A 26,784-nucleotide genomic window follows, 5' to 3' on the forward strand; every position below is an offset into this window, starting at 1 on the left:
GTCCCCCTCGGTAGGTAGTGGTGTTCGGCACGGAGAGCGTCTGCGAGCCAACGTGCCGACGCGACCCCTCGCGCCGTCGGGCGGTGGTCGCGTGCGCCTAGCCACCGAGCACCGGACCCTCCAGGTCGAGCCGGGCAGCACCGTCGAGGTCGACGTCGACGTCGTCAACACCGGCGACCTCATCGACGGCGTCTCGGCCCGGGTGCTCGGCCTGCCCGAGGCCACGGTCACCGTCGAGCCGCAGCTGCTGCCGCTGTTCCCCGGGGCCACCGGCCGGGTCCGCCTCAGCATCGCGGTGCCCGGCACCCTGCGCGCGGGCAGCCACCCGATCACCGTCGAGGCGATCTCGCACGGCACCGGCGCCCCGACCCAGCACCTCGACGTCGACCTGTCCGTCTCGGCCCACCCGCAGGTCGAGCTGCACCGCACCCCGCGCACGATCCGGGCACGCCGCAGCGGCCGCTTCCTGCTCGAGGTCGAGAACCCCGGCAACACCGCGCTCGACGTCGCCCTGACCTCGACAGTCGAGGACGGCCGCAGCACCGTGCGCTTCAACCCGCGCGCGCTGCGGGTCGAGCCCGGCGCCCGCACGCCGGTGATCGCCGTCCTCAAGGGCCCGCGGATGATCACCGGCGCCGAGATCGACCGCACGGCGGCCATCGAGCTCGTCGCGACGCGGACCCACACCATCCCGGCGATGGCCGACCTCGACACCGAGACCGAGCGGGCCCCCGACCTCACCACCCGCACGACGCTGCAGCTGCGCCAGCGCCCGATCATCAGCCGCGGCCTGCTGACCGCCCTGATCCTGCTCGGCATCGTGGCGCTGTGGGCCTCGGTGTTCCTCCTCGGCCTCACCCAGGTGTTCTCCGGCGACCCGATCACCAAGACCGCCGTGCCGTCGCTGTTCCTGACCAGCTACGACGGCGAGGGCGAGAGCGGCTCCGGGGCCGGCCCGGGCGCGTCTGGTGCGCCCGGCGAGGGTGGCGCCGCCGACGGCGCCCCTCCGGGCACGCTGGCCAAGACCGGCATCGTCCCGCCGGGCGTGGGCGGCACGGTCTCCGGCACCGTGACGGCCTCGACCAACGGTGCCCCGGTCGGCCGGGTGCTGGTCAAGGCGTTCCGCGAGGGCCGCGACGGGCCCGTGCTGGTCAGCTCGGCCGCCACCCAGTCCGACGGCACCTACACCCTCGCCGGGCTGTTCCCCACCAGCTACCGCCTGCAGTTCACCGCCGAGGGCTTCGAGCCGGTCTGGTACCGCAGCGCCAACGGTCGCGCCGGCGCCCAGGAGCTCGAGGTCGCGCCCGGCGGCGCGACCGACGCCGCCGCCGTCGTCGTTGAGGGCCGCCCGGCCACGATCTCCGGCACGGTCGACGAGGGGTCGTCGCTCAGCGACGTGCCGACCACGGTGACCGCGCGGGCGGTCGACATCCCCGAGAACACCGAAATCGTCGCGACCGACGTCACCGACGCCGGCGGCTCCTACCGCCTCACCGGTCTGCCCGCCCCGGGCACCTACGAGCTCAGCTTCAGCGCCGAGGGCTACGAGACCAAGACGCTCACCACGCGGGTCAACGGCGGCGAGGACCGGCAGCAGCCGAGCGTCGTCCCGAGCTCCGACTCCGGCACCATCGGCGGCACGGTGCGCGACGCCCGCGGCGACGGCATCGGCGGGGTGACCATCTCCACCACCGTCGGCACCGAGGCCGTCTCGGTCATCACGCCCACCGTGGGCGCCGTGGGCGCCTTCACCCTCGGCGACCTGCCGACCCCCGGCACCTACGTGCTCACCTTCACCGCCCCCGGCTACGGCAGCACCACCGAGATCGTCGACCTCGAGGCCGGCGAGAGCAACACGAGCGTGGTCACCGAGCTCACCGCCGGTACCGGCACCCTCAGCGGACGGCTGCTCGCCCCCGACGGCACCGGCGTCGGCGGCGCGACCGTGACCGTCGGCGGGGCCCAGTCGACCACCACCGACGGGACCGCCCCGGCCGTGCCGACCACGGTCACGCTGACGGAGGGCGTCGCCGGCAGCTTCAGCCTCAGCGGGCTCGCGGCCCCCGGCGACTACACGCTCACCTTCACCGCCGAGGGCTATTCGCCCACCACCGTCCCGGTGCGGCTCGAGGACGCCGGCGATCCGCCCGAGCTGACCGTGCGGCTCAACACCAAGCTCGGCAGCATCGGCGGCATCGTGCGGCGCGGCAACGGCGCGGCCTACTCCGGCGCCGTCGTGACCATCACCAACGGCTTCCAGACCTGGACGGCGACCACCGGCGGGTCGGGCAGCATCGGCGGCACCGGCGCCTACCAGGTCGACAACCTGCCGCCGGGCAGCTACAGCGTCACCGCCCGCGCCGACGGCTTCCGGCAGCAGACGGCGATCGTCACCGTCGACGCCGGCGTCATCAGCGACGTCGTGCTCGAGCTGAAGGGCGACTGAGGTGCACCTCGCGATCTCGCCCCGCCACTTCGACCTCGTGCCGGGCCTCACCCAGCCCATCGCGGTCACCATCAGCAACACCGGCGACGTCATCGGCGGCTACACGGTGCGCGTGCTGGGCGCCGACCCGTCGTGGATCGAGGTCGAGGGCGACGAGATCTCGCTGTTCCCGGGCGAGTCCCGCACCGTGCACGTGCAGGTCTCCGTCCCGGCCGGCATGAACGCCGGCGAGCGCCGCCTCGCCGTCCAGGTGCGCGAGCTGACGCCGCCGCACGACAGCCTGGTCGAGGACGTCGTCTTCACCGTGCCCGAGCGCCCGGCCGTCACCGTGCGGGCCGACCCGATGGCGGTCACCGCGGGCCGCACGGCGCGGCTCAGCCTGGTCGTCGCCAACGAGGGCAACACCACCCTCGACGGGCGCCTGCACGGCCAGGACGCCGAGGACCGCGTCCGCTTCGCCTTCAACCCGCCGACGGTGATCCTGGCCCCCGGCGAGCACGCGATGGTCGACGTCCGTGCGAGCGCGCGTCGTCCGCTGACCGGTGGCCCCACGATCCGCCCGCTCGAGCTGTTCGTGCTCGACCCGACCCAGGCGGCCGCGCTCGACGCCGCCGCCGTCCCGGCCCCGGTCGTGCCGGCCCCGACCCCGGACGCCGACGCCGACGACGACGGCGAGGCGGCGCGGCTGCAGGCCAAGGTGCAGGCCAAGCAGGCCAAGCAGCAGCGCAAGAAGTCCCCCCGGGTGGGCGACGACGTGCCGGCGCACGCCCAGGCCACCTTCGTGCAGCGCGCGCTGCTCTCGCGCGGCCCGATCAGCCTGGTCGGCCTGCTCGTCGCCATCACGGTCTTCGCGCTGGTCATCACCGTCGCTCTGTCGCGGATCGTCACCCAGTCGGCTCAGGACCGCGACCTCGCCCTCGAGGTCGCCGCGGCCAACAGCTCGCGGCAGGTCACCGGCTCCTCCGGTGCGTCCGGCACCGTCAAGCTGCTCACCTCCGGAGCCCCGGTCGCCGGGGTCGAGGTGAGCGTGTTCGCCGCCGACGACACCGAGGCACCGCTGCTCACCTCCGCCACGGGCGACGACGGCTCCTGGAGCTTCGGTCAGCTCAACGCCGGCGACTACAAGGTCAGCTTCCGCGGGGCCGGCTTCGTGCAGCTGTGGTACCCGCAGGCGCTCGAGCCCGACGACGGCGAGACGATCACCCTCGAGTCCGGCAGCCGTCGAGAGGGCCTCGACGTCACCATCGGCGGCGTGCCGGCCTCGGTCTCCGGCACCGTGGCCGGTCTCGACGTCTCCAACGCCACCCTCACGCTCAAGCGGCCCCTCGACCTGCTCGGCGGCACGGGGGGCGCCGTCCCGCAGACCGTCGGCACCCCCGAGGGCGCGTCGCCGAGTGCCGCGGCCGCCGTCCAGGGGGCGACGGTCGCCTCGGTGCCGATCGGCTCCGACGGCGCCTTCGAGCTGCTCGACGTGCCCTCGCCGAGCGTCTACGACCTGATCGTCGAGAAGCCCGGCTACGCGACGTCGACCCAGCGCATCGACGTCTCGGCCGGCGAGGAGCGCACCGGCGTGGAGATCACGCTGCGCCAGGGCGACGGGGTCATCACCGGCCAGGTCGTCTCGGGCGGTCAGCCCCTCGAGGGCGCGACCGTCACCGCGAGCAGCGGACAGACCGCGGTCACCACCATGACCCTGACCGGCGACGGTGCCGGCACCTTCGCCGTGCGTGGCCTGCCGACGCCGGCGAGCTTCACGCTCGTGGTCACCCTCGAGGGCTACGCCTCGCAGACCCTGTCGGCCAGCCTCGGCCAGGGCCAGTCGCTGACCGGGCTCGAGGTCACGCTCGACCGGTCGTCGGGCTCGCTGCAGGGCACGGTCGCGCTCCGCGACCCGGCCGACCTGGCCGACGCGGCCGGCGTGATCGTCACCGTCACCGACGGCACCCAGACGATCCAGACCGCGACCGACACCACAGACCCGTCCGGCGACCAGGCGAGCGACGAGGAGGCCGACGCCGACGCGTCGACCGACGAGACCCGCGGCCGCTGGCGGGTGACCGGCCTGCCGGTGCCGGGCAACTACACGATCACCTTCAGCCGCGACGACCTCGCCTCGCAGACCGTGGCGGTGACGGTCGCGGGCGACGGCACGGTCACCGGCGACGGCGGCGTGGTCGACGACCGCGGCCGGGTCTCGGTCGCGCTCAGCCGGTCCTCGGCCACGGTGGCGGGCGTCGTCCGGCAGCGGCAGGGCACGGGCGGGTCGACCAGGGCGGTCGGCGAGACCGTCGTGCAGCTGGTCTCGAACGAGGCGACCTACAGCGTCGTGTCGGCGTCGGTGCCGCAGCAGCGGCGGGGCGAGTTCCGCTTCGACGCGGTGCCGCCCGGCACCTACACCCTCGAGACCAACCGCAACGGCGTCACGCCGGTCTCGCGCACCGTGACCGTCGTGGCCGGCACCGACCAGGACTCCCTGGTGCTCGTGCTCGACCAGCCGGCAGCCGTCACGGGCACCGTGCTGGGTGCCGGCACCGGGTGGGTCGTGCAGCTCTCGCGCTCCTCCGAGTACCCCCGGTCGGTGTACCGCGAGGTCACCACCGGCGCCGACGGCACCTTCACCTTCGACGACGTCGACGCCCCGCAGTCCTACGTGGTCACCGCCCGCCGTACCGCGGGTGGCGCCATCCGTGCGTCGAAGACCGTCACGGTCCGGCGCAGCACCACGATCAACGTCCAGCTCGATGCGAGGGAACAGTGACCGAGACCAGCGGCTCGTCCCGCCCCGCGCGCCACCCCGCCCCGCGTCCGGGCGTGGCGGTCGCGCCGTCGATCAAGGTCGCGGCCGGCCGGCCGATCGAGGTGCCCGTGCGCGTGACCAACCACGCGAGCGCCCCCCGGGTGCTGGCCGTGGCCCCGCTCGGCGTCGACCCCGGCTGGGTCACCGGGCCGGTCCGCACCGACGTCCTCGCGCCGGGCGAGTCGGCCGACGTCCTCATCGCCATCGCACCGCCGGCGGGCACGCTGCCGGCCACCTACCCGGTCTCGGTGGCCGCGCAAGCGGTCGACCCGGCCACCGGCCGGGCGCCGTCCGACGAGCAGGCCACCGGCCTCGCCGAGACGCTGCTCGTGGTCAACCCGCGCACCCAGGTCGACGTGAGCGTCGAGCCCAGCGAGCTGACCGCGGTCACCGGGCGACGCTTCACCGTCGTCGTCCGCAACAGCGGCGGCGCGACCGCCCAGGTGCGCCTGACGACCGACGACCCGCGCAACGGTCGCATCCGCCTGCGGCACCGACAGCTCACCGTGCTCGCCGGCGACGAGGTGCGCGTGCGCGCGCGTGCGTCGGTGCGCCGGCCCCGGATGATCGGCTACGGCTACCGCTACGCGTTCAACGTGACCGCCCTGTCGCAGGAGTCGACGCGCATCGCCCAGGGCGCGCTGACCCAGCGCACCGTGGTGGGGCCGGCCGGGCTGAAGATCGTGGCCCTGTTCGCCGTCCTGGCGGTCTGGATCGCCGGCGCCGTCGTGCTCATCCCGGCGCTCGGCGGCAAGATCAACCAGTCCGCGGAGGAGCAGGCGGCGCAGTCCGACACCTCCGCCGGTGCCGACGACGCCGGCTCCGACGACGGCTCCGGGGGCAGCGACGACGGCGGCGAGGGAGGCGACAGCCCCGGCGGCGACGCGGCCGGCGGTCCCGGTGGCGGCGCCGACGGCGAGGGCATCCAGCTCTCGGGCACGGTCGTGGGCGACGCGGCCGACGGCGTCACGGTGACGCTCGACCCGCGCTCGCTGGTCGACGAGGAGATGCAGGGTCGCGGCATCGGCGTCGACCAGTCGCGCATCGACTCCGACCAGCCGCGGCTGGTCTCGGCGTTCACCAGCGCCGCGCCGCCCGAGGCCCGCCCGGCCCAGCGCGAGCAGACCGGCAGCGACGGCTCCTACTCCTTCGGCGGCGTGACCGCCCCGGGCTACTACCTGCTCACCTTCGCCAAGGCCGGCTACCAGACCCAGCGCTTCGTCGTGAACAGTGCCTCCGAGGCGGCCAAGGAGCCCCTGGAGATCAAGCTCGTCGCCGGCGAGGGCACGCTCTCGGGCCGGGTCACCGGCCCCGACGGCAAGCCCTACGGCGGCGCCTCCGTGACCATCACCGACGGCGTCACGTCGATCACCACGAGCAGCACCTCGGCCGGCGGGTCGGGCGAGATCGGGTCGTGGCGGGTCACCGGGCTGTCGACGCCGAGCACCTACGTCGTCTCCGCCACCGCCCACGACATGAGCACCGAGGCGCGCACCGTCACCCTCGCCGCGACCGGCACCGGCACGGCCGACCTCCAGCTGGCCAGCGGCGTCGCCCTCGTGCGAGGTCGCGCCGTCGCGATCGACCGCAACGGCCACCTGTCCGGCATCGGCGGCGTCACGGTCTCGATCGCGGCCGGCGAGGAGACCGCGCTCAGCGCGACGTCGCTCACCGAGGGCGACACCGGCATGTTCTTCGTGCCGGGGGTGCCGGCCCCCGGCACCTACACCGCGACGCTGAGCGCCGACGGCTACCAGCCGGTCAGCCAGCAGGTCGTGCTCCGCCGCGGCGAGAGCGAGCTGCGGCTCGGCGCCGTCACGCTCTCGACCTCCACCGGCACGGTGTCCGGCATCGTCGGCGGCCAGCCCGACGCCGGGTCGACGGCGTCCGCCCGCACGCAGCCGGTCGCCCGCACCGCGAACCGCCAGCGCAGGGCCGACGCCGACACCCCCCTCGCCGCCACCGGCATCACGCTGTCGAACAACGACCACACGTACAAGACGACCTCGTCGACGCCGTCCTCCGACGACGAGGACAGCACGTTCCGCCTGAGCGGCATCGACCCGGGCGTCTACACCCTCAGCGCCGACTACTTCGGTTACGAAGCATGGCGCCGCGTCGTCCGGGTCAGTGCCGGGGCCGCGCGCGGGGAGACGGTGGTCTCGATGACGCCCTCGGTCGGCGGCGGCCAGCCCTCGACCGCGACGGTCACGGGCTCGGCGGTCTCGACCGGCAACGCCGCCGACGGCACCGCGCTCACCTGCACCGAGGCCTGCCTCACGGCCACGTTGACCGCCCCGGCCCCGACCGCGACCGACCCCGACGCCACCCGCACCTTCACCGACACGTTCCCGGCCGACGGCGCCTACGTGCTGCCCTCCCCCGGCGAGCGGTGCCCCACGGCGTCCGACGCCGCGGCCGCGTGCGGCCTGGTCGCCGGCCACTACAGCGTCACGGTCTCGACGCCCGGCTTCGTCACGCAGCGCGTGCAGGTCGAGGTCGCCGAGGCCGCCCGGACGACGGCGCCGGTCGCAGAGCTCGTGCCCGTGCCCGCGCTCGAGGGCACCCTCAGCCTCGCCGCCGTCGACGGCGCGCCCAACACCGCACCGGTCCCGGCCAGTTGCGTGTGGGTCGAGACGACCGGCACCGCGAGCCCCAACCACACCGCCGACGAGTGCCTGACCGCGATCGAGCGCGGGCGGATCGTGGCCGGCGGCGGCGCGGCGACCGACCCCCAGGACGACCCGACCGCGTGCACCGCCGGCGGGCACCGCAACCGCGGGGTCGAGGCCGATCGTCGGGTGTGGTGCGCCGCGCTCGTCGACGGCGCCTCCACCTACCGCATCGAGGTGCCCACCGAGGGCGCCTACACCGTCACCGTCGTCTCGACCGACCTCGAGTACGTGGCGCCGTCCACCCCGCCGGTGCTCGACCTGCGCCGCGGGGTGCAGCGCTACGCCACCGAGCTGCAGCGCCTCGGTCGTCTGGTGGTCATGGTCAAGCGTCCGGCCGCCTTCCCCGACGACCCGCCGCCGTCGGCCACCGACCCCACCGACGTGCTCGTCCCCGCCGAGGGCGTGACCGTGACCGTGACCCCGACGCCCTCGACGTCGCGGGCGAGCATGTCCGACGCCACCGGCCGCGCCCTGGTCACCGGGCTGCCGGCCGTCTCCTACACCGTGCGCGGCGTCGGCCCGAACACCTCCGGGTCGGTGACGGTCGACGACGTCGCCACCAACACGACCCGCACGGTCGTGCTGCCGCTGACCGACCGCATCACCAGCCTCGTCGGGCGGGTGCACGGCACCCTGCGCGGTGTCGACGCACCGGTCGCCGACGCCGACGTCGTGCTGGAGGGCGCCAGCCGGTTCGCCGACGACGGCACCGGCGCCGCCTACGACACCGCCGACCCGACCACCAACGCCGACGGCTGCTTCGGCGTCCGGATCGCCGTCGAGCCGCCGCGCTACGACGACTGCCCGACCGCGTGGACCTCCGAGAGCCGCACGAGCGCCTCGTTCGTCACCAGCACGATGCGCTCGATCACGATCAGCAAGGTCGGCTGGGAGACGCGGACCTTCCGCAAGCGCGTGCTCGACCCGACCACCGTCAACGGGCTCGAGATCTACCCCGCTCTGCTCGACGTCGACTTCCCGGTGACCACGCTGCCGGCGAACCCCGGCCTCACCACCCCGGTCACCGCCGTCGTCACCGACCCGACCGGACGACGAGTCACCGCCGGCGTGCAGACCACCGGCGGCGCCTCGTCGCTGACCTGGGTCGACGCCGGTCGCTTTTCCGGCGACACCGCGGCCGCCGCGGGCGGCAAGGCCGTGCCCGGCACCTACCGGATCACGCTGACCGCCGAGGGCTTCGCCCCCACGACCCGCACCGTCACCTGCCAGCTCGCGACCGCCACCGTCACCAGCTGCAGCATCGACGCGCCCATCGTGATGACCCGGCTGGCGACCGTGCGCCTGCAGGTGCTCGGCGGCGACGGCGACCTGCCGGTCGCCGGCGCCCGGGTCCGGCCCGAGCTGCGCAACGCCTCGGTCCCCCAGGTCACCGGCACCACCGGCGCCGACGGCGTCGTCCGGCTGACCGACATCGTGGCCGGCACCGACACCGACTACGTCTTCCACGTCGACGCGCCCGGCCACAAGAGCGGCACGTCGTCGCTCACGCCGGCCGCCGGCGACGACGTCCGGCTCTCGTGCACGCTGCCCGACGGCACCGTCACCCACCGGGTCACGGTCGTGCCGACCGGCACGGTCGAGTGCACCCTGACGGTCAAGCCCCTCGGCGTCGTCCAGGGCTCGCTGCTCGCGGTCTTCGACCAGCAGGACGCACCGGTGCGGCACACCGAGGCGCTCGTCGGGCGCCGCGTCACCGCGACCCGCTGCGACGCCGTCGACGCGAGCGGCGCGTGGTGCACGGCCGTGGGCTCGCAGCAGTTCTCGGCGGTGACCGACGACCAGGGCCGGTTCGCCGTCCACGGCACCCTCGACCGCCCCGGCCTCGCCGCGGGCCGGTGGCTGCTGACCGCGACGCCGTCGGCCGGGTTCCGCCAGCGCACGGCGCCGGCCACGGTCACCGGCGCGCTGCCGGGCACCCTCGTGTCGGTGACCGACGGCGCCGTCACCCGCGCCGACGTCCGGCACTACGCGATCCCGACCGACCTCACGGTCGAGGTCACCGACGGCTTCCGGCCGCTGCGCAACGCGACCGTCACGCTGGTGCGCGACACGACCGACGCCACCGAGGTGCCGATCACCCTGCAGGAGACCGGCACCGGCGCCGACCTCGTCCACTCCACCACCGACCTCGTCCCCGGCTACTGGTGGATCCAGGTCGACGGGGCCGGCCTCGAGGTCACGCCGGCGCAGAGCGTGTACGTCGTCCCGGGCTCGACCGGCACCCGTGCCCGGGTCGTGGTCGCGCGGGTGCGCGGCACGGTCTCGGGCACGGTGACGGAGGAATCGACACCGCTCCTGGTGCCCAACGCCCGGATCACCCTGACCTGCGCCGACCCCGACTCCGACCTCTGCCCCGCCGACGGACCCGCCCTGTCGGCGTCGCGCGACCCGCTCACCGTCACCAGCGGCGCCGACGGTCGCTACCAGCTGGAGGGCGTCGTCAACGGCGAGTACACGATCTCCGTCTCGGCCTCGGGCTACGAGTCCTACGCCGACGACACGCTCACGATGCTCAACGGCACCGCCGTGCGGCGCGACTTCGAGCTCGTCGCCCAGACGCGCGAGCTGACCGCCGAGGTCGTCGGCGCGCTCGAGTCCGACGACCTCACCGGCACCGAGGTGACGCTGACGCCCACGGGCCAGACGCCGGGGTCCGAGATCACCCTCGGGCTCGCCGGCACGGCCCGCCTCGTCACCGCCTCGGAGCTCTCGCTGCGCTGGGGCTGCTACGTCGTCACGCTCGTGCAGGACGAGCGGCACCACGGGCGCATCACCGGCCCAACGGTCACCGTCGACGGCGGCACCCCGCCGTCCGACCCGACCCTGCGCTGCCCCGACGGCTCGCTCCAGGTGCCGCGGTCGGGCACCGCTCCGATCGTTCTGAGCTGGACCAGCCAGGCCGTGCGCCTCGACTACTCCTACACCGCGAGCCCCTTCGCCCCCGACGCCACGCTGCGCGTCGAGCGCGCCGGCGGCGGACCGGCCATCACCGTGACCGATCCCGCCGCGGCGACCGCGATCTTCGTCGAGCCCGGCACCTACACCGTCACCCCGGTGCTGCCGGCCGCCGACGCCGACTGGTTCGACGTCGTCGCGGTCACCGGCACCGCCGGCGACGACGACTTCGACGTGAGCGCGACCGAGAAGCTGGTCGCCGTGAGGGTCCACGTCGAGGGCCTCGTCGCCGGCGAGGACGGCATCGTCACCGTCAGCGCGCCCGACGGCCAGCGCCACCCCGCGCCGGACGACTCCCCGTACACCGTGAGCCTCGGCGCCGACACCGTCATGCTGTCGCTGCCGCGCGGCCCGTGGCTCTTCCAGGGCGACTGGTTGCACGGCCCGGACGCGAAGGTCGTGACCATCGCCAGCCTCGACGCGATCGACGTCTACCTCGAGGCCGACCCCGACAGCTACCCGCCGACCGGTCCCCGTCCCGGTCCCGCGGGCGCGCCCGAGGCACCGGCCGCGCCGGCCGCTCCGGCCGCTCCGGATGCGCCCGCCGCGCCGGACGCGCCGACGTCGTCGGCCCCCGAGACCGACGCCTCGACCGAGGCCACGCCGTGAGGCGCGCCCTGCCCGCGGCGCTGGTCGGCGCGCTGACCGCGGGCCTGCTGTCGCTGGTCCCGCTCGCCGCCCCCGCGACGGCCGCCGACGACGACCCGCCGCCTCCCCCGGCCCTGACGGCCCGCACCATCGAGATCGCCGAGCCGAGCGACCCGTTGGTCGCCACCCAGACGTGGACGCCCGTCGTGACGGCCACGACCGGCGCCCTCGACGGCGACGCCGTCACGTTCACCACCGACGACGACACGGTCTGCGAGCCGGGTGCGGCCGCGGGCACGATCGAGCTTCACCAGGCGCTGCCGTGCGAGGTCACCGCGACCATCGCCGAGGGCGACGCCTACCTCGGCGCCAGCGACTCGATCGAGGTCACCGCCGGCCTCCTGCCCCAGGACGTCGAGCTCGACGCGCCGACGAGCCGGGTCGTCGGCGTCCCGTGGGAGCCCGTCGTGCGCTCCGACACCGACGGCACGCCCACCTTCACCTCCACCACTCCCGACGCGTGCCGGCCCACGACCGACGGCACCGCCGTCGACCTGCTCACGGCCGGCGCCGAGTGCAGCGTCACCGCCACGGTGGCCGGCGTCGAGCACGTGCGCGACGCCGGCACCAGCGACCCCGTCGTCTTCACCGTGGCCGCCCGGCCGGTCACGCTCACCGTCGCGGTCAGCGACCCGCACCGCTACCGCGACACCGTGACGATCACCGTCACCGCGACCGACACCGGCGGCGGCACGCCGCCGGCCGCCACGATCGCGGGCACCGGCACGATCCTCGTCGGCTCCGAGACGGCCACCACGGGCGGGCCGATGCACGTCACCTGGACGGGTGGCGTCGCCACCCGCGAGATCACCGCGCCCCGACCGGGGTCGGTACCGATCGCGGTGTCGATGCAGCCTACCCCGGCCTCGGCCTACGGGCTCGCGACGACGACGACCGCGGTCGAGGTCGGCCGCGCCGAGCAGACCGCGACCTTCGCCGAGCGCCCGGCGATCTCGGCCGACCGGCCCGGCACCGCCTACGTCGGCGACACCTGGGACCCCGCCGCCTCGCTCGCCCCCGCGTCCGTCAGCGGCGACGCCGCACGTGCCGTGGTGATCACCGCGGCGTCCTCGTCGTCCGCGGTCTGCACCGTCTCGGGCCGCACGGTCAGCTTCACCGGTGCGGGCCGGTGCGACCTGACCGCCTCGCACCCGGCCACCACCGAGTACGACGCCGCACCGACGGTCTCGACCCACGTCGACGTCTCGCGTCGTCCGGTCGAGATCGTCTACACGGTCACCCCCACCGTCGTCGCCGGCTCCGCGCCGAAGCACGGCGACACCGTCACCATCAGCGCCGTGGCCGTCGACGGCGTCGACGGCACCACCCGGATCGCCGGCACCGGCGCCATCGCCGTCACCCACACCTCGGTCACGACACCGGGCACCCCGGCCACCGTGACCCCCGGCAGCGGTGCGAGCGCCACCGCCGTCGCGCCGGCCCTGTGGGGCGTCACGCAGTCGTTCACCGGCGTCGGCAGCCAGGCCTACACCGCCAGGGCAAGCTTCACCGCCGGCGACACCGTGCGCTACGCGCCCTACACGACCGGCACCGAGACCGCCGTCGTGCCGGTGGCGCGCACGACGCAGTCGCTGGCCTGGGGCACCGGCGACGACGCCCCACCGACATCGTCCGACGCCGACGAGGCCTGGACGCCGGTCGTGCGGCGCGGGGAGACGGCGGCCGACGTCGTCGTCACCGCCGCACCGAGCACCGTGTGCACGGTCGTCGACGACGAGGTCCGCTTCGTCGGCGCCGGCAGCTGCGTGGTGACCGCGACCCAGGAGGGCGACGAGCACTACCTGCGGGCCGAGATCACCACGCCGGTGCGCGTCGACCTGCGCCAGGTCACCGTGGCCTTGGCGGTGAGCAAGGCGTCACCGGTCTACGGCGACAGCGTCGTCGTCACCGCCACGGTGACCGACGACCGCGACGCCACGCGTCGCCTCTCCGGCACGGGCACGCTGACGGCCAGCAAGGGCCTGCTGCCCGTCGCCGGCCTGCCGCTGACCTTCGTCGACGGCACGGCCACCGCGACCGTCGACGACCTGCCCGTCGTCACCGACTCGCTCCTGCGGGGCACCTTCGCGCCGGTCGACGACGAGGACGCGGTCTACGAGACCGCGCACGGAGACCGACTGCTGACCGTGACCCGGGCACCCCAGACGATCGTGCCGCCCACCGGCGTCGACACCAGCGTCCACGTCCGCGACACCGCGTCGGTCCTCGCGACCGGCGGCGGCTCCGGCAAGCCCGTGACGGGCTCGCTGCCTCCGGGCACGACCACCTGCTCGGTCGCCAACCCGACGGTCGCCGGGCAACCGGTCGTCGTGACCTTCCTCCGCGAGGGCTCGTGCCCGCTGCTGCTCGACCAGGAGGGCGGGACGAACCACCTCCCGGCCGAGCAGGACGACACCGTCGTCTTCGCGGTCTCGAAGCGACCGGTCCGCGTCGAGGTCACCACCGACCCCCCCGACGTCTTCTTCGGCACCGACGTCGCGGTCACCGTCAAGGTCCTCGACGCCGCCGACACCGCCGACCCGGGCGCGCCGGCCCCCGGCGTCGTCGCCGTCACCGTGCCCGGGGTCACCGGGGTCACCAGCACCTCCACGCCGACGGCCGGCACCACCGTCGTGCGCTACCGCGTGCCCCGCGCCGGGCGTCAGGCACTCGTGGTCCGGTTCACCCCGACCGACGGCGTGGCGTTCGAGGCGGTCGTCGAGGGCGGCCCGCAGTCCGACCAGCACGTCGACTCGCGACCGCTGCCCCAGACGGTGACGTTCGACGACACCACCCGGCCGTCGCCGGCCTACGCCACGAAGACCTGGACGCCGGAGCTCGACGGCACCGCCGGCGGTGGCGGCTTCACGCTCGAGCCGCGCGCCGCGGCCGACGGCGTCGTCCACTGCACCGTCACGGGCCCCGAGGTCCGGTTCACCACGCCGGGCGACTGCGTGCTCGACGCCTACCAGGACGCCGTCAGCGGCCAGTACGACCGTTCGCCCGCGCGGCGGATCACCGTCACCGTGACCGCGCTGCCCTACCGGATCACCCTCACGCAGCCGCCGTCGGGCGTCGTCGGGACGACGGTGCTCGTGAGCGGTTTCGCCCGCGACGTCGCTGCCGGCTCGCTGAAGCGGGTCGAGGGCAGCGGACGGCTGACGCTGCAGCGTCTCGCCGACCCCGACGACCCGACCTCGTGGACGCGGGTCGCCTCGCTCCCCGCCGACCCGACCGCGCCGGCCGTCACCTGGCCCGCCGGCGGCCCGCTGCTCACCTACATCCCGACCCGGGCTGGCACGTACCGCGTCGTGGCGACCTTCACCCCGGCCGACGCGCCGGCGCACTCCCTCGTCGGCACGACCGGTCCGACGCCCGCGACGTTCGAGGTCAGCCAGGGCCCGACGGTCGTCACGCCGCTCATCACCCGGGTGGTCACGCCGCCGCTCACCACGCCCGCGACGCCGATCGCGCCGCCCACGAGCACGACCGTGCTCGAGCAGTGGCGCATGGTCCCGACCGGCGGCGGCTCGGTGCACCCCGTCGTCACCGAGGTCGGCCCCGGCACCCTGCCGGCCGACACCTGCACCGTCAGCGGTCCGGCCGGTGCCCAGGTCGTCGACTTCGTCCGCATCGGCACCTGCGTCCTCCAGGTCTCGCAGGAAGGCGACGAGAGCTACGCCGACGACGACGCCGACCCCGTCACGATCACCGTCGGGGCGGCGTCCACGCGCGTGAGCATCGTCGGTCAGACGGTCGCTCAGGCCGTCGTCGGCGTCGAGCACCAGATCACGGTCACCGCCACCAGCGTCTCGAACGGTCGCCCGGTGCGCGGCCGGTTCGTGCTCACCACCGACACCGGCGTCGAGCTGCGGCAGCCGAGCGACCCCACCGCGACCGGCACCTCCGCCACGTTCGGCTTCGTGCCGCAGACCACCGGCGCGCTGCAGGTCCAGGTCCGCTTCGAGCCGGCCGACGCCGCCAACGTGCTGACGTCGTCGGTGCCCGTCTCGCTCGACGTGCTGCCCGGCACCCAACGGATGTCGGTCGCTCCGGTGCCGGCGTCCAACGCCTCCTACGTCGGCGACGGCCCCTGGGACCTCGCGGCCGTCATCGACCACGGCCCGCCCGGAGCGAAGCCGCGCGTCGTCGTCCTGCCCGACACGAGCGGCACGCCGGACTCCTCCGGCGTCGTCCCGGCCCGCTGCTCCTACGACGCGACGACCGGCAAGGTCTCGCTCCTGCGGGCCGGCACCTGCACCGTGCAGGTCTCCACCCCCGACGTCGACGGCTGGGTCTCGGCGCCGACCGTGACCCACTCGTTCCAGGTCAGGATCAACACCACCCGACTCGTGCTCACCCTGGTCCCGGCCGGCGGTCGAGAGAACGCGTTCGTCGACGAGGACTTCACCATCAGCGCGGAGGCCATCGGCAGCGACAGCGGGACCACGGACGTCGCCGTGCCCGGCACGATCGAGCTGGAGCTGGTCGACCCGGACGCGCCCGCCGACGCGCCGGCCATCTGGACCGCGACGCGCGACTCCGGTGCGGGTCGCATCGACCTACCGGCCAGCCTCGATCACGTCGGTAGCTACACGCTGCGCGGGTCGCTGGTGCCGAGCGACGGGCTCACCTGGGCGGCCAGCGACGGCGAGGCGACCGTCAGCGTCGTCCGCGAGCCCCAGGCGCTGGTGATCCCCGACGGCACGGTCCCGGCCTCGCTGCCCGTGCTCACCACGTGGCGGTCGCCGATCGTCTCGACCGGCGGCATCGCCGCCACCGTGACCACCCGGACCCCGGCGATCTGCCGCGTCGAGGGACGGGACGTGACGATGGTCGCCGACGGCGACTGCGAGCTGACATTCGCCGTGCCGGAGAGCCGGCTCTACGAGGAGACCGCAGAGGTACCGGCGCTGGTCGAAACTCGATCCCTGACGACGGACGTCAGCGTCTCTCGGCCCGAACCCGGTGTCGTCGGCGAGGACCACCGGATCACGGCCGTGGTGACCGCCCGGCGCCCCGACCTCCCACCGCGACTCGACGTGCGCGAGGCCGAGTCGCTTCCCCAGATGACCGGACACGTCGTCTTCTCGATCACCGGGCGCGCCGCGCCCATCGGCAGCGTGCCGGTCAGCGTGCCGGCCGGTGGCACCCGTCCCGTCAGCATCCAGTGGACCCCGGACGCGTCGACGTTCAACAACCGGGCGAAGAACGTCACCGCCGAGCTCGTCGTCGACGAGCCGGGCGACCTCGTCACGTGGACGTCTCCCGACGACGACGCGAGCTCACCGCTCGACATCGCGCGCGGCACGCCCGACCTCGACGTCACCGTCAGCCACGACGCGGGCGACCCGACCGACCAGGTGACGGTCACGGCGACGATGACCTTCACCGGCACCACGCTGCCCGCCACCATCGGCGGCACGGTCGCCTTCGAGACCACCCAGTACCGGCTCAACGAGTCGCGGCCGATCGTCGTGGCCACCGAGGGCGGCCGGACCCGGGCCACCGCCACGCTGGTCACCTCCAAGATCCCGGCAGGCGCCGCGGTGAGGCTCACCGCCAACTACTTGGGCAACGACGACGTGGCCGAGGCCTCGGCAGAGGTCGACCGCGGCATCCCCACCGTCACCCGTTCCGCCGCGGCCGTCCCGACCGGGTGGCAGCGCGGGCCGGTGACGTTCACGTACACGTGTGCCCCCGCGGGATCACCGATCATCGGGAGATGTCCGTCGGCGGTGACCGTCTCGGGCGACGGCGTGCGACGAAGCACCAGCTTCGCCGCGGTCGCAGAGGACGGCGGCACCGTGTTCGTCCAGACTCCCGCGGTCGACATCGACGCCACCGCGCCGACGCTGCAGATCCGCGACATCAAGCCCGGCGAGGTGCACCCCGGCCCGGCCCGCAGCGCCGTCTGCGTGGCCGGCGACGCGACGTCCGGCCTCGCCGGCTGCACGATCACCACCACCCGCGTCGACCGCGAGGTGCGCCGGGTGGTCGCGCGCGCCACCGACAAGGCCGGCAACGTCTCGACCGCCTCGCTGACCTACCGCGAGCTGCAGGAGTGGGTCGTCGGCGCACCGCGCGACCGGGCCGGACGCTTCGCCGTCACCCCGGGCAAGCGCATCCGCGTCGAGACGATCACCCGCGGCGCCAAGCGCCGGCCCGCGCTCGTCGTCCGCGCGCCCGGCGGCGGCTGGAAGCGGGTCTCCACCATGGTCGCCACCCGCCAGCGCGACGGGTTCTACACCTGGTCGGCCACCTACACCCTGCCGAGGAAGTGGACGCCGAGCACGCGGGTCGGCATCCGCACCGGGTCGACGACCAAGGTGCTCGGGCTCGTCCGCCGCTGACCGGCCCGGCGTCCCGGGGCTGGGGTCGTGTGCCTGTCGCCGGCCCATGGACCGTGCTGGGGCACACGACCCACGCACCGCCCGGACGGCCGCACCAGCCAGCGACCAGACGAGGTCAGTACGTGGTGACGTGCACGTGGTCGTAGTGGTTGGCCGTCATCGAGCCGCGGTCGCTCATGCCGCGCCAGCCCTCGCCGGAGCGCTGCACCGACCAGATCTGCTGGGAGTAGATGAGGTAGCTGACGCCGAGCTCGCGGTAGTACTGGCGGACGAACTCGGCGACCTTCCAGCCCTCGTCGCCGGAGACCATGATGTCGACGGCGATGCCCTGCGAGTGCTCGCCGTCGCCGCGGAAGGTGCCGTAGACCATGATGTCGGGGAACTCGGCGCAGACGGCGTCGTGCACCTTCTTGATGTTCTCGCTGACGCCGGAGGGCACCGAGGTGCCGTTCGTGCAGTCGCCGCCGAGGGTGAAGGGCTCGTCCTCGGTGAGGTAGCCGGCGGTCACCCAGCGGGTCTCGGTCTCCTCCCAGACGATCTCGACGCGGCCGAACAGCTCGCGGCCGGTGACCAGCACCTGCTTGCCGGCCTGGACCTCGCCGGTCTTGCCGGCCTTCTCGCCGGGCTCGTCCCACAGGTTGAGGGCCTCGGTCGTCCAGAGCATGGTGTCGGACTTCTTCGCCGTGGTGACGGCCTTCTTGACCGCGGCCGGCTTCATCATCAGCTCGGACTTGGTGGGTGCCTTCGGCTTCGGGGCCGGCGCGGGGGTCTGGGCGTCGGCACCGGTGAGCCCGGCGCGGTCGCCGCCGAGCCCGCGAGAGACGGAGGGGCGGCGCTGGATGACGCCGGCCAGGCTCGCGGCCGTCGTGGCGGTCTCGCCCGCAACCGGGCCGGGAGCGGCCATCGAGGTCGTGGCGACATCGGCGCCGAGGACGCCGATGGTCACGGCTCCGGCGGTGGCCATGACGGCGAGGGGCCCGGCGATCACGGTCGCTCGAGGGCGGGAGAGGGCCTTCCACAGGCCGCGGGCATCGGTGTCCCGCTTGCGGCGATGATCGCCCACAGCGCTGATCCTTTGCGTGTCGAGGTCAGGACAGTGCCCGCCGGGTCGCGGCGGGCACGAGCGTCTACTGAAGCACAGCGGACGGCGCCCCGCTGAATCTCGACCGGACCTGTGGACAGTGCGGTCGGTCACGACGATCAAAACCCCCGGTCAGACGGCCGTGGCGGCCAGACGACGGAAAGTAAAAGGTTTCAGCCGCCCGTGGTCTCGCCGGCGTCCTCGCGCAGGTCGAGGGTGGTGCCGTCGGTGTCGTCGAGCCATCCCTCGGGCAGCACCACCCGGTCGCGTGGGCTGCCCTGGCGCCCGCGCGGCGCCCCGAGCTCGGACGTCGGGAAGGGCTCGGCGGGATCGAGGTCGGCGAGCAGGCGGTCGAGGTCGGCGAGGCTGGAGACCAGCCCGAGCGAGCGCCGCATCTGCCCGCCCGCCGCGAAGCCCTTGAGGTACCACGAGACGTGCTTGCGGAACTCGGTGCAGCCGCGCTCCTCGCCGAGGTGACCGCTGAGCAGCTCGGCGTGCCGGCGCATCATGACGGCGACCTCCCCGAGTGTGGGCAGCACCTGCGTGTCGCGACCGGCGAAGGCGTCGGCGAGGTCGCGGAACAGCCAGGGCCGGCCGAGGCAGCCGCGTCCGACGACGACGCCGGCGGCGCCGGTCTGCTCGACCATGCGCAGCGCGTCGGCGGCCTCCCAGATGTCGCCGTTGCCGAGCACCGGGATCCCGACGTGGTCGACGAGCGCACCGATCGCGTCCCAGTCGGCGCGGCCGCTGTAGGCCTGGGCGACGGTGCGCCCGTGCAGGGCGATGGCCGCGCAGCCGGACTCCTGGGCGATGCGACCGGCGTCGAGGTAGGTGAGGTGGTCGTCGTCGAGGCCCTTGCGCGTCTTCATGGTCACGGGGACGTCGTAGGGCGCGGCCGCGGCGACGGCGTGCTCGAGGATCTGCCCGAGCAGGTTGCGCTTCCAGGGCAGGGCGCCGCCACCGCCCTTGCGGGTCACCTTGGGCACCGGGCAGCCGAAGTTGAGGTCGACGTGGGCGACGCCGTACTCGCCGCAGAGGATCTCGGTGGCCTTGCCGACGTAGACCGGATCGGTGCCGTAGAGCTGGACCGATCGGGTGGTCTCGAGCTCGTCGAAGACCAGCATCGACAGGGTGTGCTGGTCGCGCTCGACGATGCCGCGGCTGGTGATCATCTCGCACACGTAGAGTCCCGCGCCCTGCTCGGCGCACAGACGACGGTAGGCGGCGTTGGTGATGCCGGCCATCGGGGCCAGCACCACGGGGGTCTCGACCACGAGGGAGCCGAGGCGCAGCGGTGCGGTCACTCCCCCATGATCGCGCGGCGGGGCGGCGAGACCGAAATCAACCGGTGCGGCGGGCCTTGGGCTTCTTCGCCCCGAGCACCGTCACGTCGCCGGTCCACGTGATCGGGACGACGCCCTCGGGCGGACGGAACATGACCTGCGTGAGCGTGGCGCCGGGGGCGACCAGGAAGATCAGGCACGACCGCGCCCGGTCGCCCGGCGCGAAGACGGCCGACAGCGTCGAGCCGGGGCAGGCCTCGAAGCCGCTGTCGACGCCGGTCGGTGCGACGAGGCGGTCCTGGCTGTCGACGACGTAGATCGGCAGCTGGCGACCGCCCAGGTCGGTGTCGCCGCCGTTGCCCACCACGGTGGAGACGAAGTAGACCGTCGAGGCCCGGGCCCGGGCGTCGAGGGTGAACTTCTTGAGCGAGCGCTGCGGCGTGGTCTGCCGCACCCGGTCGACCTGCACGCCGACGACGCCGACGACGTCCTGGCGCGGCTTCCAGGCCACGAGCGCCGGCTCGCCGAACCTCAGGGCCGTGCCGGGCGGGTCGAGCACGCGGCCGTCGGGCACCGGCAGGTAGTCGTCACCGGTCGCGGCCGCGGTCGCGCTCTCGGACGCCGTCGGCGTCCCGCTCGCGGTCGGGCTCGGGGCCGAGGTCGAGCCGGAGCCCGGGGCGCCGTCGGGCCCGTCGGGCCCGTCGTCCGACCCGCCGCCGCACGCTGCGAGCAGCAGCCCGGTGACGGCTGCCGCCACCGCTGCGCGCGGGCGTCGGGTCGTCACGGTTCGACCCTACGGCCTCAGCAGCCGACGAGTCGCTCGGCCAGGAACGCGGTCACGCCGGACAGCGGCACCCGCGACTGCGCCATGGTGTCGCGCTCGCGGATCGTGACGGCGTCGTCGTCGAGGGTGTCGAAGTCGACGGTGATGCAGAACGGGGTGCCGATCTCGTCCTGGCGGCGGTAGCGCTTGCCGATGGCGCCGGCGTCGTCGAAGTCGACGTTCCAGCCACGACGCAGCTCGGCGGCCAGGTCGCGGGCCTTCGGCGACAGGTCGGCGTTGCGGCTCAGCGGCAGGACGGCGGCCTTGACCGGTGCGAGGCGCGGGTCGAGGCGCAGCACGGTGCGCTTGTCGACGCCGCCCTTGGTGTTGGGCGCCTCGTCCTCGGCGTAGGCGTCGACCAGGAACGTCATCAGGCTGCGGCTCAGGCCGGCCGCGGGCTCGATGACGTAGGGGACGTAGCGCTCGTTGTTGGCCTGGTCGAAGTAGCTGAGGTCCTTGCCCGAGGCCTCGCCGTGGGTCTTGAGGTCGAAGTCGGTGCGGTTGGCGATGCCCTCGAGCTCGCCCCACTCGGAGCCGGCGAAGCGGAAGCGGTACTCGATGTCGACGGTGCGCTTGGAGTAGTGGCTGAGCTTCTCCTGCGCGTGCTCGTAGTGACGCAGGTTGTCCTTGTCGATGCCGAGCTCGACGTACCAGCGCGTGCGCTCGTCGATCCAGTACTGGTGCCACTCCTCGTCCTCGCCGGGCTTGACGAAGAACTCCATCTCCATCTGCTCGAACTCGCGGGTGCGGAAGATGAAGTTGCCGGGGGTGATCTCGTTGCGGAAGCTCTTGCCGATCTGGGCGATGCCGAACGGCGGCTTGGTGCGCGAGCTGGTGACCACGTTGGCGAAGTTGAGGAAGATGCCCTGCGCGGTCTCGGGGCGCAGGTAGTGCAGGCCCGACTCGTCCTCGACGACGCCGAGGTAGGTCTTGAGCAGGCCGGAGAACTGGCGCGGCTCGGTCCAGGCGCCGCGGGTGCCGCAGTTGCTGCAGGCGATCGTGGCGAGGTCGATGTCGTCGGGGTTGGTGTCGCCGCCCTTCTTCTCGGCCGCGGCCTCCTGGAGGTGGTCGGCGCGGAAGCGCTTGTGGCAGCTCTGGCACTCGGTGAGCGGGTCGGAGAAGGTCGCGACGTGACCGCTGGCCTCCCACGTCTGGCGCGGCAGGATGATGGAGGAGTCGAGGCCGACGACGTCGTCGCGCATCTGCACCATGGACTTCCACCACTGCTTCTTGATGTTGTCCTTCAGCTCGACGCCGAGCGGGCCGTAGTCCCAGGCGGAGCGGGTGCCGCCGTAGATCTCGCCGCACGGGTAGACGAAGCCTCGGCGCTTGGCGAGGGAGACGACGTTGTCGACGGCGGACGGGGGCGGCTTGGCCACGGGGTGCTCCTGGTGCTGGTGGGTGCGGTCGGCTGGCTGCCGATCGTCGGGTCGAGAGGGTTTCAGCCTATCGACCGCGTCGCCCGGATATTGAGGTCGGTGCCGGGGTCGGCCGACTCGTAGGCGCTCGGCTCGTCGAGCGCCCGGCTGAGCGTCGCGACGGCGTGCAGCTTGACGTCGTACGACGACAGCGCGCGGCGGTAGGCGCCGACGTGCTCCCAGGTCGTGGTCAGCAGCCACAGCTCAGGGTCGTCGACGTTGCGCCCCATCGTGCCGGCGACGTAGCCCGGCCGCGCCGCGAGCGCGTCGTGCGCGCGTTGGAGGTCGGCGCGGAACGCCTCGCCGTCGGTCTCCGGCACGCGGAACCTGTTCACCACGATCACCGTTCGACCCTAGTCTCGGGGCCATGACCACCGAGCTCCCGTACGACGACGAGGTCAGCTACCCCGACGCCCCGTGGCAGATGGTCGGCTCGATGTGGCTGTCGGTCTTCCGGCTGGGTCACGACGTCCGGCTGCCGGACGGCGCCCTGCGCCCCCGGGGTGTCTACGGCGCCGCGTTCGTCTCCTACGACGAGGGCAGCCCGCTCACCTACTCCGAGCTGCTCGTCGCCCGTGCCCTGGCGAAGGACGAGGGCCACGGCCGCAAGGTCACCATCACCGACATCTGGGTCGACTCCCCCGCCTCGGTCGCCGGCGGTCGCGAGCTGTGGGCGATCCCCAAGGGCCTGTGCGACTTCGACCTCGAGACCAGCCACCGGGGTCCGCTGTCGTCGACGGAGTGGTCGGCCTCGCTCAAGCGCCGTCCGATCGCCTCGGCGTCGTTCACCGACGTCTCGCGCGCGGCGCTGCGCACGCCGTTCAAGGGCACGACGCGGCAGCCCGAGCTGCCCGAGGGCGGCGGCGAGAAGGGCGCCGTCCTGAAGGGGACGTCGAAGGCGCTCCCGGCGCGAGCCCGCTGGGACTTCGACACCGTCGGGCCGCTCGGGTTCATGCGCGAGGCCCGACAGCTCGCCTCGTTCCGCATGGCCGACTTCCGGATGTCGTTCGGCTGAGGTCGTGGTCGAGGGACGTCCCGAGCCCGACCCGGCCTACGTCGCCCGGGTGGCGCCGTACGCCCTCGCCCTGCCCGACGCCTACGAGGAGGACGCCTGGCACGGCGTCCGGTGGCGGGTGCGCACCCGCACCTTCGCCCACGTGATGGTGATGACGGCCGACCGCGACACCTATGCCCTGGGCGTCACTGAACCGCGGGAGATGATCAGCTTCCGCGCGCAGGGCGAGGAGCTGCTGGCCCTCACGCACGCCGGGCCGCCGTTCTTCAAGCCGCCGTGGGCGCCGGGCGTCGTGGGTCTGCTGCTGGGCGACGACACCGACTGGGACGAGGTCGGGGAGCTGGTGGCCGAGAGCTACCGGGTGCTGGCGCCCGCGAGGCTGGTCCGGCTGCTCGACGAGCGCAGCCGAGGCACCGCTCAGTCGTAGATGACGGCGGCACCCTCGGCGCGCAGCCGGGTCAGGTCGTCGAGCATCTGCTGCAGCGCCTGCGGTGGGTGTCCCTGCCAGTCGTCGACCTCGCCGACGACGACGAGCGGCTCGCGGGTGCGGTAGGAGCGGGTCGGGTTGCCCGGGAACCGCTTGTCGGTCACGTTCGGGTCGTCCTCGAACGGCCCCTGCGGCTCGACCACGTAGACGTGCCCGCGGTCGAGCGCCGGGTCGATCCCGGCCAGTGCCGTCGCGAGCTGCGCGCCCCAGGCCGCCGTCGACTCCAGTGTGGTGAAGTAGACGTGGTTCATCACTCGCCCCTGCTCGAAGTTCGAGTGGTGCCCGGGCACCAGCGCGTCGCCGACCGCGAGCACCGCCTTCGTGCCGTGCAGGAACGGTCCCGCGACCTCGTGGCAGTTCTCGACCGTCACCGGACGCTCGCCGGCGGCCTCGCTCGTGTCCATGCCTCATCCTCACCCACCCGCTGACAGGATGACCGCGTGCGTCGTGCCGTGGCCCCCCTGCTCGCCGTGACGGTGGCCCTCGTGCTCGCCGACTCGGCGGTGGTCACGCTCGCGCTGCCCGACATCCTGCTGCACCTCGACGCCACCGTCACCGAGGTCGCCTGGGTGCTGATCGCCTACAACCTGGTGCTCGGTGTCGTTGCCGTCCCGACGGCGATGGGTCTGGTGAAGGTGCCGCCCCGGCTGTTCTCGGCCGTCGGCATCGCGGCCTTCGCGGGCGCCTCGGCGTGGTGCGCGTTCGCGGACTCGATCGAGGTGCTCATCATCGCCCGGTGCCTCCAGGCCCTCGGCGGCGCGTTCGCCCTGGTCGGCTGCCTCGAGCTGCTCGTGGCGGCCTACGGCGAGCGCCGCGGCGTCTCGACCTGGGTGATGGCGGGCGTGGTCGGCACCGCGGCCGGCCCGTTCGCGGGCGGGCTGCTGACCGACCTGATCTCGTGGCAGGCGATCTTCGTCGTCCAGGTGCCGTTCGCGGTGCTGGCCGTGCCGGCGGCGCTGGCTATCTGGACGGCGCGGCCCCTGGCCGGCGACCGCCACCGGCCCGACCTGCGGGCGAACCTCACCCTCGCCCTGCTCTCGGCGGCGCTCACCGCAGCGCTGTTCCTGCTCGTGCTGCTGCTGGTCGAGGGGTGGCGGCACTCCCCCGCGACCGCGGCGATCACCGTCTCGGTGGTGCCGGCAGCCGCCCTGCTGGCCAACCCGCTCGCCCGGTTGCTGCGGCCCACCCACGCGGCCGAGGTCGGAGCCGGCTGCCTGCTCGTGGCCGGCGGCCTGGTCGGGCTGGCCATCCCGCCGTCGTCCGACCTCGCCTGGACGATCGCCCCGCAGGCGCTCGTCGGCCTCGGCCTCGGGCTCACCGTCGACCAGCTCACCTACCGGGCGATGGAGCTGCGGCTGCCGCGCGCCAAGCACGCCGCATGGACGATCGGCTCACGCCACCTCGGCATCGTGGCCGGGCTGCTCGTGCTGACGCCGGTCTTCACCGCCGACCTGCTCGACGCCCAGGAGCCGGCCCAGGAGGCGATCACGGCCCTGGTCATCGACGCGCCCCTGCCGGCCGACGACAAGATCGCGCTGGCCAGGTCCCTCGGCCAGGAGCTGCAGGGCGAGCGCGGCCGGGTGCCCGACCTGTCCCCCGCCTTCGACCGCGTCGAGGTCGCGCCCGAGGACCGCCCGGCGCTCGGCGACCTCGAGGCCGCCCTCGACGAGCAGCTCGAGCGGGCCGCCACCCGCGCGTTCCGCGACTCGTTCCTCATCGGCGCCGGCATCGCGCTGCTGGCGCTGCTGACCGTGCTCGTGCCCCGCCGCCGCCAGGACCGGAGGCCGGCGTGAGCCCCGCCGCCCGGGCCCTCGGCCTGCCCGCCCTCGCCCTCGTGCTGGTCGCGGTCGTGCTCGGCGTCCAGCTCGCCCAGGACGGCGGCGACTTCGAGCCGGCCCGCACCGCCGACCCGTGCGCCCCGCGCGAGGTGACCTCGCAGTCCGACGGCATCGAGGGCCTCACCGAGCGTCTCGTGCTGCTCGGCATCGACGGCGCCGCCTGCCGTCTCGACGTCAGCCGCGAGGAGCTCACGCTCGAGATCGGCCAGGGCGCCGAGCCCACCGACGCCGAGGTCGACGCCCTGCGCGAGGGCCTGCACGCCGCCGTCCAACGGCTGGACGACGACGGCGACCTGCCTCCGATCTCCGACCTCACTGACGAGGCCCTCGACAACGCCGACCTCAACCGGTTCCTCGAGGCCGCCATCCGCGCCCTGCCCGACCGCGTCGTCGACGGTGCCCTGAAGACCGACGACGTGCTCGATCGCGCGATCGACGACCTCGACCTGCGTCGGCTGCTGAACGACCTCGACGACGCCGACGAGCTCAACCAGCAGGTCGCGGCCTCGGTCGAGCAGGCCGTCAAGGACGCGCTCCTCGACCGCCTCCGCAACCTGATCTGACCCGGCCACCGCTGATCGAGGTGCGAGGTCGCCCGCGACCTCGCCTCGAGATCACCCGCCCCCGCGCACCCAGGCCCATCGTCGGCGGGTCTCGAGGCTCCTCGCAGAGCTCGTCGCACCTCGACCAACGTCGATCGCACCTCGACCAGCGCGAGCCGGGCTCAGTCGTCGACGTCCTCGGACGCCTTCCGGGCCGACTCGCGGATCTCGAACACCTCGGTCGCGAACCCGCCGAGGGCGGTGGCGACGTCCTTGACCGCGGCGGTGATGATCGTGGCCACCTCGCCGACCGCGGTCGCGGCGGCCTCGGCGACGGACTGGACGGAGTCCTTGTTGATCTCGGCCTGCGACAGCTTGTCGGGGCTCACGGGGTCGCTCATG

Annotated in this window: 15 protein-coding genes; 8 read left to right on the forward strand and 7 right to left on the reverse strand. The window is 74.0% G+C overall.

Annotated elements, in window-relative coordinates; translation table 11 throughout:
• Positions 1-91: 91 nt before the first annotated feature.
• Genes ABFT23_RS18280 through ABFT23_RS18295 form a run of 4 tightly spaced genes read left to right on the forward strand, consistent with a single transcriptional unit; the run spans position 92 to position 17,895 of the window.
• Positions 92-2,446, forward strand: coding sequence for a carboxypeptidase-like regulatory domain-containing protein (locus ABFT23_RS18280; protein ID WP_347897758.1), 2,355 nt, complete (start codon positions 92-94; stop codon positions 2,444-2,446).
• A 1-nt stretch (position 2,447) separates the two neighbouring features.
• Positions 2,448-5,204 carry a carboxypeptidase regulatory-like domain-containing protein gene (locus ABFT23_RS18285; RefSeq protein WP_347897759.1) on the forward strand — a complete coding sequence of 919 codons (2,757 nt, stop codon included), beginning with the start codon at positions 2,448-2,450 and terminating at the stop codon, positions 5,202-5,204.
• Positions 5,201-11,503, forward strand: coding sequence for a carboxypeptidase regulatory-like domain-containing protein (locus ABFT23_RS18290; RefSeq protein WP_347897761.1), 6,303 nt, complete (start codon positions 5,201-5,203; stop codon positions 11,501-11,503). The genes ABFT23_RS18285 and ABFT23_RS18290 overlap by 4 nt, the downstream gene beginning before the upstream one ends.
• A complete protein-coding gene (locus ABFT23_RS18295) occupies positions 11,500-17,895 on the forward strand; it encodes a hypothetical protein (protein WP_347897763.1) in 6,396 nt (2,131 codons plus the stop codon). The genes ABFT23_RS18290 and ABFT23_RS18295 overlap by 4 nt, the downstream gene beginning before the upstream one ends.
• 115 nt (positions 17,896-18,010) lie before the next feature.
• On the opposite strand, the gene ABFT23_RS18300 is transcribed toward ABFT23_RS18295, so the two are convergent.
• The 5 genes from ABFT23_RS18300 to ABFT23_RS18320 all read right to left on the reverse strand — a co-directional run bounded on the left by ABFT23_RS18300 (position 18,011) and on the right by ABFT23_RS18320 (position 22,844).
• Entirely contained in the window at positions 18,011-18,958 is a 948-nt protein-coding gene (locus tag ABFT23_RS18300; protein WP_347897765.1) for a hypothetical protein, read from the reverse strand.
• Between the two features lie 191 nt (positions 18,959-19,149).
• On the reverse strand, positions 19,150-20,280 hold the full coding sequence (gene dusB / locus ABFT23_RS18305) for a tRNA dihydrouridine synthase DusB (protein ID WP_347897767.1): 1,131 nt from the start codon (positions 20,278-20,280) through the stop codon (positions 19,150-19,152).
• A 37-nt stretch (positions 20,281-20,317) separates the two neighbouring features.
• Positions 20,318-21,043, reverse strand: a complete 726-nt coding sequence (locus tag ABFT23_RS18310; protein WP_347897769.1) for a hypothetical protein — start codon at positions 21,041-21,043, stop codon at positions 20,318-20,320.
• A 17-nt stretch (positions 21,044-21,060) separates the two neighbouring features.
• Positions 21,061-22,461 (reverse strand): glycine--tRNA ligase, encoded by a 1,401-nt coding sequence (locus tag ABFT23_RS18315; protein WP_347897771.1) that lies wholly within the window; start codon positions 22,459-22,461, stop codon positions 21,061-21,063.
• Between the two features lie 62 nt (positions 22,462-22,523).
• On the reverse strand, positions 22,524-22,844 hold the full coding sequence (locus tag ABFT23_RS18320) for an antibiotic biosynthesis monooxygenase family protein (RefSeq protein ID WP_347897773.1): 321 nt from the start codon (positions 22,842-22,844) through the stop codon (positions 22,524-22,526).
• A 23-nt stretch (positions 22,845-22,867) separates the two neighbouring features.
• Here ABFT23_RS18320 and ABFT23_RS18325 point away from each other — a divergent pair, with 23 nt between their 5' ends.
• Together ABFT23_RS18325 and ABFT23_RS18330 are read left to right on the forward strand one after the other, a co-directional pair.
• Positions 22,868-23,515, forward strand: a complete 648-nt coding sequence (locus ABFT23_RS18325; RefSeq protein WP_347897775.1) for an acetoacetate decarboxylase family protein — start codon at positions 22,868-22,870, stop codon at positions 23,513-23,515.
• A gap of 4 nt (positions 23,516-23,519) precedes the next feature.
• Entirely contained in the window at positions 23,520-23,942 is a 423-nt protein-coding gene (locus ABFT23_RS18330; RefSeq protein WP_347897777.1) for an MmcQ/YjbR family DNA-binding protein, read from the forward strand.
• On the opposite strand, the gene arr is transcribed toward ABFT23_RS18330, so the two are convergent.
• Positions 23,933-24,406: an NAD(+)--rifampin ADP-ribosyltransferase gene (arr, locus tag ABFT23_RS18335; protein ID WP_347897779.1), complete on the reverse strand. Its 474-nt coding sequence runs from the start codon at positions 24,404-24,406 to the stop codon at positions 23,933-23,935. The genes ABFT23_RS18330 and arr overlap by 10 nt on opposite strands.
• Positions 24,407-24,442: 36 nt before the next feature.
• Here arr and ABFT23_RS18340 point away from each other — a divergent pair, with 36 nt between their 5' ends.
• Positions 24,443-25,795, forward strand: a complete 1,353-nt coding sequence (locus ABFT23_RS18340; protein ID WP_347897781.1) for an MFS transporter — start codon at positions 24,443-24,445, stop codon at positions 25,793-25,795.
• A complete protein-coding gene (locus ABFT23_RS18345) occupies positions 25,792-26,403 on the forward strand; it encodes a hypothetical protein (protein ID WP_347897783.1) in 612 nt (203 codons plus the stop codon). Before ABFT23_RS18340 ends, ABFT23_RS18345 begins: the two co-directional genes overlap by 4 nt.
• Positions 26,404-26,564: 161 nt before the next feature.
• Here ABFT23_RS18345 and ABFT23_RS18350 read toward each other — a convergent pair whose 3' ends face one another.
• On the reverse strand, positions 26,565-26,783 hold the full coding sequence (locus ABFT23_RS18350; RefSeq protein WP_347897785.1) for a hypothetical protein: 219 nt from the start codon (positions 26,781-26,783) through the stop codon (positions 26,565-26,567).
• Position 26,784: the final 1 nt, after the last annotated feature.

The sequence above is a fragment of the Nocardioides secundeburneus genome (genome assembly GCF_039939255.1).
Taxonomy (GTDB): Bacteria; Actinomycetota; Actinomycetes; order Propionibacteriales; family Nocardioidaceae; genus Nocardioides.